The 8,870-nt window shown below is 62.7% G+C and carries 10 protein-coding genes and 1 pseudogene; 3 read left to right on the top strand and 8 right to left on the bottom strand.

Features of this window, described 5'->3' with window-relative positions; genetic code table 11:
• The first annotated feature begins 32 nt into the window (after positions 1-32).
• Entirely contained in the window at positions 33-857 is an 825-nt protein-coding gene (locus K728_RS0100750) for an HAD family hydrolase (protein WP_019483182.1), read from the top strand.
• Positions 858-920: 63 nt separating this feature from the next.
• Here K728_RS0100750 and K728_RS20330 read toward each other — a convergent pair whose 3' ends face one another.
• The 4 genes from K728_RS20330 to K728_RS0100735 form a co-directional block, all read right to left on the bottom strand.
• A complete protein-coding gene (locus K728_RS20330) occupies positions 921-1,019 on the bottom strand; it encodes a 30S ribosomal protein bS22 (protein ID WP_003792170.1) in 99 nt (32 codons plus the stop codon).
• 189 nt (positions 1,020-1,208) lie between these two features.
• The gene (locus K728_RS0100745; RefSeq protein ID WP_019483181.1) at positions 1,209-1,421 is read right to left on the bottom strand and encodes a helix-turn-helix domain-containing protein; all 213 of its coding nucleotides are present in this window, start codon (positions 1,419-1,421) and stop codon (positions 1,209-1,211) included.
• Between the two features lie 183 nt (positions 1,422-1,604).
• Positions 1,605-2,066 (bottom strand): ArsR/SmtB family transcription factor, encoded by a 462-nt coding sequence (locus K728_RS0100740; RefSeq protein ID WP_024475532.1) that lies wholly within the window; start codon positions 2,064-2,066, stop codon positions 1,605-1,607.
• 33 nt (positions 2,067-2,099) lie between these two features.
• Positions 2,100-3,299, bottom strand: coding sequence for an acetoin utilization protein AcuC (locus K728_RS0100735; protein WP_024475531.1), 1,200 nt, complete (start codon positions 3,297-3,299; stop codon positions 2,100-2,102).
• A gap of 129 nt (positions 3,300-3,428) precedes the next feature.
• On the opposite strand from K728_RS0100735, the gene K728_RS0100730 reads away from it, so the two are divergent.
• Positions 3,429-4,841 (top strand): TrkH family potassium uptake protein, encoded by a 1,413-nt coding sequence (locus tag K728_RS0100730; protein ID WP_024475530.1) that lies wholly within the window; start codon positions 3,429-3,431, stop codon positions 4,839-4,841.
• Positions 4,834-5,499 (top strand): annotated as a pseudogene (locus K728_RS0100725) (potassium channel family protein); the annotation flags it as partial. The gene K728_RS0100730 and the pseudogene K728_RS0100725, both read left to right, overlap by 8 nt.
• Before the next feature lie 24 nt (positions 5,500-5,523).
• On the opposite strand, the gene proC reads toward K728_RS0100725, so the two are convergent.
• From proC to K728_RS22765, 4 genes are all read right to left on the bottom strand, one after another.
• Complete coding sequence (gene proC, locus K728_RS0100720; RefSeq protein ID WP_024475528.1) at positions 5,524-6,369, bottom strand: pyrroline-5-carboxylate reductase; 846 nt, start codon at positions 6,367-6,369, stop codon at positions 5,524-5,526.
• Between the two features lie 327 nt (positions 6,370-6,696).
• On the bottom strand, positions 6,697-7,515 hold the full coding sequence (locus tag K728_RS0100715) for a sugar phosphate isomerase/epimerase family protein (RefSeq protein WP_035746643.1): 819 nt from the start codon (positions 7,513-7,515) through the stop codon (positions 6,697-6,699).
• Between the two features lie 8 nt (positions 7,516-7,523).
• Complete coding sequence (locus K728_RS0100710; RefSeq protein ID WP_024475526.1) at positions 7,524-8,534, bottom strand: Ppx/GppA phosphatase family protein; 1,011 nt, start codon at positions 8,532-8,534, stop codon at positions 7,524-7,526.
• 90 nt (positions 8,535-8,624) lie between these two features.
• A partial coding sequence (locus K728_RS22765; protein WP_443110895.1) for a topoisomerase C-terminal repeat-containing protein occupies positions 8,625-8,870 on the bottom strand: 246 nt, incomplete at its 5' end.

Genomic DNA, 8,870 nt, shown 5'->3' with positions numbered 1-8,870 from the left:
ACGCCGCGACGCAATTGATTTAGACTCACACTATGTCCGCTGCCAGTACCGGGCCCCTGCGTACCGTTCCAGGGGTAGCCGCCACCCTTCCCGGCCCGGGAGGGGACGCCGCCTTTTTCGACGTCGACAACACGATGATGCGGGGCGCGAGTCTGTTCCATGTGGCCCGGAAAATGTATCAGCGGAAAGCGTTCACCCTGAGGTTCGCCAGCGGCTTGGCCTGGAAACAGCTCCGGTTCGTGATGCGCGGCGAAAATATGACCGACATCAACTCTGTACGCGACGCGGCTCTGGCCTTCGCGATCGGGATCGCGCACGAGGACGTCAAAGCGCTCGGCGAGGAAGTCTACGACGAGATGATCGCGTCCAAGATTTGGCCCGGCGCTCGCGCTTTGGCCGAGCAACACCTGAAATCGGGTCGCCGGGTATGGCTGGTCACCGGCACTCCCGTGGAAGTGGCGAGCGTGATCGCCAACCGCCTCGGACTCACCGGCGCACTCGGCACTGTTGGCGAGGTCGCTGACGGTCTGTATACCGGGAAGCTGGTGGGCGAGTTCCTGCATGGTCCTGCAAAAGCCGTTGCAGTGCGTGCTCTCGCCGAGAAAGAGGGACTGAACCTGCAACGGTGCTGGGGGTACAGCGACTCCTACAACGACATTCCCCTCCTGACTATCGTGGGGCATCCGGTGGCGATCAACCCGGACCGCAAGCTCCGGCATCATGCACGGGACAACAACTGGCCGATCTACGATTTCCGCAGCGGCCGCCGGGCCGCGACCCTTGGACTCAAAGCAGCCACCGGGGCGGGCGCCGTGTACGGGCTCTGGCGTGGCTTCACCCGGATGCGCGGGAACTGACCAGACCCCGTTAACGCCGTTGGGCCCGCCACAGAAATGGCAGGCCCAACGATGAAACTGTCTTTACTTTTTGTTGCGACGCTGGTGACGAGTCTTGCGAAGCAGCTTGCGGTGCTTCTTCTTGGCCATACGCTTGCGGCGCTTCTTAATTACTGAACCCATAAAGTCCTCACAAACTGATCTTCGGTTTCCGATACACGGCCCGGGTGGGCACGACGATCGGATGCTGACAATAACGCAACTACCTACGCGGATCGGCCTTCTCGCCCTAAGGCGCACAGCCGATAGCGCGTAAAACGCTCCTTAACAGGGTACCGCTAATTAGCCGCGGCCCCGACCGGCCCCGTTGGGCTATCCGGTTTCGGGCTGACCCTCCACCGCCGCACCCCGAACGAACTGTTCAACAGCCGATTCTGGGACCCGGTAGGAACGGCCAAAGCGCACAGCCGGCATCTCGCCTGCGTGAACCAGGCGGTACACGGTCATCTTGGAAACTCTCATCATGTCGGCCACTTCGGCGACGGTCAGAAATTTGACGTCTGAGAAATTGCTCGCGTCTACCATCCCACATTGCTCCTTACACTGAGGTCTGCACCCCCAACGTGTGCAATCTGAGACTAACCACTTGGCAGTCACACGGCGTGCCGCCTTGCAATTCGAAGGTTTACCGCTGCCTCATACTGTAGTGGCTGCTGTGGCTAAAGTGAAAGTGCTGCCGGGCTATCATCCTGGCGCACCACCAACCGGTTAGTCGCGGCGTCGACGCAGCTTCGGCAACTGCGCGAAGAGGTCGGCTGCCCGCTGGCCCGCACGACCGACTGTCCGGCCGAAGGCCTGCTGCCCGGCAGGGTCGATGGCTGGATCGGCCGCTGGATCAACGGCTGCTGCGAGGACTCCCGAGTGGCGAGGCGAAACGACCGCCAGTTCAGGGGCTATCGGTGGCTGGGCCGGAAGGTCAAACGATCCGAGCCACAACTCTATTTCGCGCAGCGGAGCCGGGTTCAAGGAGTAGAAGCGGCGCTGCCCCTGCGCACGCATTGAGACCAGGCCCGCTTCACGCAGGACTTTCAGGTGCTTTGATACCGTGGGCTGGCTGACCTCGAGCTCGACCACCAGCTCACCGACCGCTTTGTCTCCGGCGCGTAACGACCCGAGAATCTCGCGGCGGGTACCTTCAGCCACGACTGCGAACACATCCTCGATTACCATTCCATTACCCTAACGACATATACGCAATCGGTGCTAGTCGAACCATGGATCAAGTCCGTGGAGCGGGAAAACCGCCTTACGGGTGGCCATCACGGTGCGGTCAAGGTCATCGTTCGGGTCGTAGCCAACTTCCCAGGACCGCCACCAGGTGTCGGCGCCGTCACCCATTAACAGCGGCGCCTCGGCACCGTAGTGCTCAAGCACATAGGAACGCCACGATTCCGGGACCGCGGTCTTGGGCCCTATCGGCGCCCCGGCAGCAACGGCAATCAGAGTGGACCATGCCCGGGGGACGACACTGGTGACGTTGTATCCGCCTCCCCCCGTGGCAATCCACCGTCCCTCACAGATGCGGGACGCGAGGTCACGGATGCTGACTGCCATCTCGCGCTGCGCATCGATACTGATCCTGAGATTGGTCAGCGGGTCGTCCACATGGCTGTCACAACCGTGCTGGCTCAGAATGACCTCCGGCTGGAAAGCTTCGGCGAGTGGCGGGACCACCGAGTGGAAGGCCCGGAGCAGGCCACCATCCCCGGCAAGAGTCGGAAGCGCTACGTTCACCGCATAGCCCTCCGCCCCTACGCCGCCCGTTTCATTGGCGAACCCGGTCCCGGGGAATAGGCTCATCCCCGTTTCGTGAAGGGAGATAGTCATGACACGTGCGTCATCGTAGAAAATGTTCTGCGTGCCGTCCCCATGGTGGGCGTCAACGTCGATATACAGGACCCGCTGCGTGCCAGCGTCGAGCAGGCGTTGGATCGCCGCGGCGGCGTCGTTGTAGATGCAGAATCCACTGGCCATCGACCGGCTCGCGTGGTGCATGCCGCCGCCGAAATTCACCGCATGCACTGTCCGCCCGGACAACACAGCGTCGGCGGCAGCCAGCGACCCACCGACCAAACGCGCGCTCGCATCGTGCATTCCCGGGAACGCCGGGTTGTCTGCCGTTCCCAGACCCAGTGCCTGATCGGCCTGATCCGGATTGGTATCAGCAGTCCGCACAGCGGTGATGTAGTGGGAACTGTGAACGGTTCCCAACTCCCCGTCGGTCGCCACGAATGGTTCAGCGACCGTCACCCCATCCCGGTCGAACAGACCCAGGTCGGTTGCGAGGCGCGCCGTAAGAGCCAGTCGCTGTGGGTTCATCGGATGCGTGGGGCCAAAGTTGTACGCCAGCATGGATTCGTCCCAGACAACACTGGTGGGGAACGCCGCGGATTCGCTACTCATCACTCACAGGCTACGGGATTTAGTGGGTGCATGGACACGCTGGCCCGATGAAAGTGGTTTACTACTCGGAGGACATCTGGAGCGATCCATCCGAAGTCGAGACCGCGGAACCGGGGCAAAGCGAGCGCAATGGCAAGATCACAGCCATCCTGGCTGCAGGAAGAGCAGAGCGTATACCTGAGGGTGCTGGCTCGCATCCGGGATTTCATCGATGGAGTGGCCAACAGCTCCCCCGCCCGCGTCGCGCTGATCATCTTCTTCAGCGTTATCCTCATCTTCACCGTCCTCCTCAGTTTGCCGGTCGCTTCCAGCGACGGTGTCGCCGCTCCGCTGCACGACGCCCTGTTCACCGCGGTTTCGGCTGTATGCGTGGTCGGCCTGACAGTGGTTTCCACCGCAGCCTATTGGTCCTTCTTCGGGCAACTGGTGATCCTGATCGCCATCTTCGTCGGCGGCCTCGGCACCCTCACTCTCGCATCGCTGCTCGCGCTGATGGTGAGCAAGCGACTCGGAGTGCGTGGGAAGCTGCTGGCCCAGTCCGCGATGAACAACGCCAGCCGCCTCGGCGAGGTGGGAACACTGCTGCGCATCGTCATCACCACCTCGGTGGTCGTGGAGATTGTGCTCGCCCTGATGCTGATCCCCCGGTTCATGGTGCTTGGAGAACCGTTCTGGCTCGCCGTATGGCATGGGGTGTTCTATTCGATTTCCGCCTTTAACAACGCCGGGTTCACGCCACACTCGGATGGTCTGGTCCCGTACGAGACCGATCTTTTCATTCTGATACCCCTCATGATCGGCGTGTTTCTGGGTAGCCTCGGCTTTCCCGTCATCCTCGTCCTCATCCAGTATCGTCTCAGGGTCCGTAAATGGAGTCTGCACACCAAGCTGACCGTCAACGTCTCGCTGATCCTGCTGGTAGCCGGGGCCATTGCGTGGGGCGCAATGGAATGGTCCAACAGCCAGACCATCGGCGGGTTCAGCAACGGTGACAAGGTGATCCATGCCCTGTTCGCCTCAGTGATGACCAGATCGGGCGGGTTCAATCTGGTGGACCAGGCCGAAATGGGGTCGGCCACCATGTTGCTGACCGATGCGCTCATGTTTGCGGGTGGCGGGTCCGCGTCCACCGCCGGCGGCATCAAGGTCACGACGATCGCCGTCATGTTCCTCGCCATCGTGGCCGAGGCACGCGGTAACTCGGATGTGAAGGCCTACGGGCGTAAGATTCCCGAAGGCGTCATGCGGGTGGCCATCTCAGTGATCTTCATGGGCGCGACCCTGGTCCTTGTTGCCACGGGGGTGTTGCTGTGGATGACCGAGGAGGACCTCAACCGTGTGCTGTTCGAAGTGATCTCAGCGTTCGCCACCTGCGGGCTCAGCACCAACCTCAGTGCTGAATTGCCGCCGGAAGGCAAGTATGTCCTATCCGCGCTGATGTTTGCCGGCCGCATGGGAACCATCACCCTGGCATCTGCACTGGCCCTCCGGCAGCGCAGCACCCTGTACCACTACCCTGAAGAGAGGCCCATCATTGGCTGAGAGACCAGCACATAACGCACCGGTTCTGGTGATCGGCTTGGGCCGCTTCGGCTCCGCAACGGCCGATCAGCTGGTAAAGCAGGGCCGGGAGGTTCTGGCGATTGAGCGCGACACCCAGCTTGTCCAGAAGTGGGCAGGGGTGCTCACCCACGTCGTCGAGGCAGACGCCACCAACATCGACGCCCTCCGTCAGCTCGGCGCGCAGGAGTTCACCGCCGCCGTGGTCGGTGTCGGCACATCGATCGAATCGAGCGTACTGATCACCGCCAACCTCGTGGACCTCGGTATCGACCACCTGTGGGTCAAGGCGATCACTCCGGCGCACGGCAAGATCCTCAAACGAATCGGCGCTAACCACGTCATCTACCCCGAGGCCGACGCCGGTGTGCGTGCGGCGCACCTGGTCGGCGGGCGCATGCTTGACTTCATCGAGTTCGACGACGGCTTCGCGATCGTCAAGATGTATCCACCGAAGGAGACCCAGGGGTTCACGCTGGGCGAATCGGCGGTGCGGTCCAAGTACGGTGTCACCGTTGTCGGCGTGAAGTCGCCCGGCGAGGACTTCACCTATGCCCGGCCAGACACCAAGGTGACCAGCCGGGATATGTTGATCGTTTCGGGCCACGTCGACCTGCTGGAGCGGTTCGCGGCCCGNCCCGCCCGTAGGCCCGGCCCGGGCCTGCTAGGAGTCCAACTCCTCGGTGATGGCCTGGGCACGGTTGCTGGCGGCCCGGGCCCCGGCGGCGATGATGACCGGTAGGTCCAACCGGTCGAAGGTCGCGATGGCCTGCTCGGTAGTGCCGTTGGGGCTGGTGACGGCCCGCCGCAGGGCCGTGGGGTCCGCATCCCGCTCTGCCAGCATGTACCCGGCACCGGCCACCGTTTCTGTGGCCAGAATTTTCGCCAGCCCGGGGTCGAGCCCCAGTTCCACACCCGCTGCGGCCATAGCCTCCGCCAGGTAGAACACATAGGCCGGACCCGAGCCGCTGACGGCTGACAACGCATCCACCTGGTCCTCAGGGATATCGACGACGGTCCCCGCGGAGCCGAGAATGTCCCGTGCCTGCGTCATCAGTGAGGCGTCCGCATGGGTTCCAGCCGAGATGGAGAGCACTCCCCTGCCCAGGCGGGATGGTGTGTTGGGCATCGAACGGATCACCGGCTGCCCCTCGGGAAGCGCAGCTTCGAGCATCGCCAGGGAGATGGCCGCCGCGACGCTGATGACCGTCGTCGTCGGCCGCAGCACCGGCCCGATGTCCTGAGCCAAGGCGATCGTTCCGACCGGTTTGACACCCATGATGACGACGTCGGCACCCGCGGCTGCAGTGCGGTTGGCGTCGGGGTCTTCAGCCGTCGCCAGCACGGTAATGCCATGTACACGGCGCAGCTCAGCTGCACGTTCGGCACTCCTGACGGTTGCCGTCACCAGCTCCGGTGATATGCCCCCGGCGAGCAGGCCGCCGAGGATCGCCTCGTTCATAGAGCCACAGCCGAGGAAGGAAATCGTTGGTTCAGTCACGTTGGTCATGATGCCATCCTGCCACGGACAAATTCCCAGCGTTATCCCAGCTAACGACACCACCTTTTCGGGGAAATATCAGTACACTCGTTATTACCTCATAAAGGTGCGAGAGATGACGACCGGACTTCCTTGGTCTGGTCCTCAGGTGCCGGTGAGCGACACAGGTTGGCCCCCCACTTTCCTGGACAGCTCACCGGCACCGTCCGTTAAGCTGCTTTACACCTTTTGCCGGATCCGCCATCCACACACCCCGTTACCAGCCACCTCCCGGCTAACTCACAACTAGCGGGCCTAATGTTGGTAACACCTCCTAGAGGTGCGAGTGATGAACCGTCAGGTTTCCTTGGCCTGACCTAGGTGCCGTCGAGCAAATGCAAGTGTTTCCCCCAACCACTTGTCCCGCTCGTCGGCACCTTTCGCTTTTCTCGTGCTTACTTCGACCGCAACCACTCCGGAAAAACCCGAATTGACCAGAAATTCCAGTGATTCGGCGCAGCGTTGAGTCCCTTGGCCGGGCAACAAATGTTCGTCTCTACCGTTAGTGGTGCCGTCGGTCAGATGCACATGCGAGAGCCGGTCGCCGAGCGTCCGCATCTCCTCCAACGAGTCCATCCCGGCGATTGCGGCGTGCGAGAAGTCCCAGGTAATCGCCTCATAGGATTGCGGCACCGGATTCCAGTGCGGCAGATACGCTTTAGCTTCACGCCCACGGACCCGCCACGGATACATGTTTTCCACGGCAACGGTGACACCATACTCGGCTGTGATGCGCTGCACGCCCTCGGCGAAGTTTTCTGCGTAGCCACTCTGCCATCGGAAGGGCGGGTGCACCACGACGGTCCCAGCACCCACCTCGGCCGCCATCGCCGCTGACATTTCCACCTTCGTCCAGGCCTTGCCCCACACCTGCTGGGTCAGCAGCAGGGTTGGGGCGTGTATGGCGACGATCGGCTGGTCATACTGCTGGCTGAGTGCGCTGAGCTTGTCGGGGTTCTGACTTACATGGTTGTTGGTGACCATCACCTCAACGCCGTCGTATCCGAGGTTGTGGGACACCGCGAAGGCCTCATGGACGGCCAATGGATAGACTGACGCGCTGGACAGCGCCACGCGCACCCCAGCGTTCCCCTCCGGTGCGGTCCCCTCATTCACAGCACCGCTCACCCTGCCCAGGGTTCGTCCTGCAGGGCAGAACTGAGTTGGACGTGCCCGACGCCGACCGCGGGCATCGGTTCCTGCGCCTCGAACATCAGGGTGTCGAACCTGCGCAGCAGCAGACCCTCACGCAGCGCCCACGGGCAGATCTTGATGCTGTTGACCTTGAACACCTCCAGGGCCGCCTCGGCCACCAGGGCGCCCGCGAGGACCTGCGCCGCCCTGGTCTCCGAGACGCCGTCGAGGTTCACCCGATCCTTCACCGACATGGCCGCCAGTCTCTTGGTCCATAGGGACAGGTCTTCCAGCCTCAGTTCGCGCTGGACGAACGGTCCGGCCGCCGAGGGGGCAGCACCGGCCAGACGGGCGAGTGACCTGAACGTTTTCGAGGTGCCTGCCACCAGTTGCGGTTCTCCGAGGGACGTGAATTCGGCCGCGGCGTCCTTCATGGTTGAGCGGATGTAGCGGCGGAGGTTCTTCACGCTTTTGGCTGTCGGCGGGTCTTCGTTGAGCCAGTCGCGGGTGAGGCGACCAGCTCCCAGGGGCACAGAGATCGCCACCTCGGGCAGTTCGTCCTCGCCCATCGCCATTTCGAATGACCCGCCGCCGATGTCCAGGTTGAGGATGGACCCGGGGCTCCAGCCGTACCAGCGGCGAACCGCCTGGAAGGTCATTGCCGCTTCCTGATCACCGGTGAGTTCCTGGAGTGCCACAGCGGTTTCCGCTTTGACCCGCTGCAGCACGGCCTCACCATTTGCGGACTCTCGGATTGCTGAGGTACAGAACGCGAGGAAGTCCTCAGCGCCATGTCGGCTCGCGAACTGTCGTGCCTCCTTGACGAAACTGATCAGCTCGCGTTGACCGCGATCGCTGATCGCGCCCTCGTTGTCGAGGTGAGCGACCAGCTGGAGCGGCCGCTTGTGGGACGCGAAAGGCACCGGGCGTGCCCCGGCGTGGGCATCCACCAGCAGCAGATGCACGGTATTTGATCCGATATCCAAGACGCCTAGACGCATGATTCCATTATTCTCGTCGATACTTTCGTTGACGACGCGCCCCACGGCGTCCTATAACTGGTAGCGGACCCGGGGGCCCGCTACCAGGTCCTACTTCCGTGCAGCGACCTTGCGCTTGGCGGGCGCGCGGCTGGCAGTCTTTTTCGGAGCCGGCCCCTTGGCCCGCTTGTCCGCCAACAACTCGAGCGCCAGTTCGCGGGTCAGTTCCTCAATAGCCATCGACCGCGGAACGGTGATGTTTGTGACCCCGTCGGTGATGTACGGACCGAACCTGCCGTCTTTGACCACAACCGGCTTCTCGGACACCGGATCATCACCGAACTCGGCCAGCGGCGG

It is taken from the genome of Arthrobacter sp. CAL618 (assembly GCF_000468215.1).
In the GTDB taxonomy this organism is placed as follows: Bacteria; Actinomycetota; Actinomycetes; order Actinomycetales; family Micrococcaceae; genus Arthrobacter_D.
Note: the sequence above shows the minus strand (reverse complement) of the source record. Positions and strands in the feature narration are given on the sequence as shown.